1 protein-coding gene is annotated in these 530 nt (G+C 50.2%); it reads left to right on the top strand.

Going from position 1 to position 530, the window contains the following annotated elements:
* Nucleotides 1–417: phage scaffolding protein (locus H8S75_RS32425; protein ID WP_187024984.1), on the top strand; the 417-nt coding region annotated here is incomplete at its 5' end.
* Nucleotides 418–530 lie beyond the last annotated feature (113 nt).

Below are 530 nucleotides of genomic sequence, written 5' to 3' on the forward strand. Positions count from 1 at the left end.
AACGAGGAGCTTCAGAAGCAGGTCAAGGAGTACAAGGAGAAGGTGACAGCCTTGGAGGTCGCTTCGGCCAACACGGTAAAAGAATACGCCCTGAAGGATAAGTTGAAAGAGGCAGGTGTGGTTGATGCCGATTATATTATCTATAAGCAGGGAGGCCTGGACAAGTTCACTTTCGACAAGGACGGGAAGCCGGTCGGGATTGATGATATCGTGAAGCCCCTGAAGGAGTCCTCTCCCCATCTGTTTAAGACGGAGCCGGGGGCAGACTATAGACCAGCAGGAGGCGGAACTCCCCCTGCAAAGAATCCATTTGCAAAAGACAGCTTTAACCTTACCGAACAGGGAAAGCTGCTGAGAGAAAATCCGGCTCAGGCACAGGTATTGGCTGCGGCAGCCGGAGTAACCATCAACGTATAAGAAAGGGAATAGGTGATTAAATGCCAGTAACAAAATTATCCGATGTCATTGTACCGGAACTGTTCACACCTTATGTCGTGAACCGGACCATGGAGTTATCCGCACTCTTCCAG

This window comes from Hungatella hominis (assembly GCF_014288005.1).
In the GTDB taxonomy this organism is placed as follows: domain Bacteria; phylum Bacillota; class Clostridia; order Lachnospirales; family Lachnospiraceae; genus Hungatella; species Hungatella effluvii.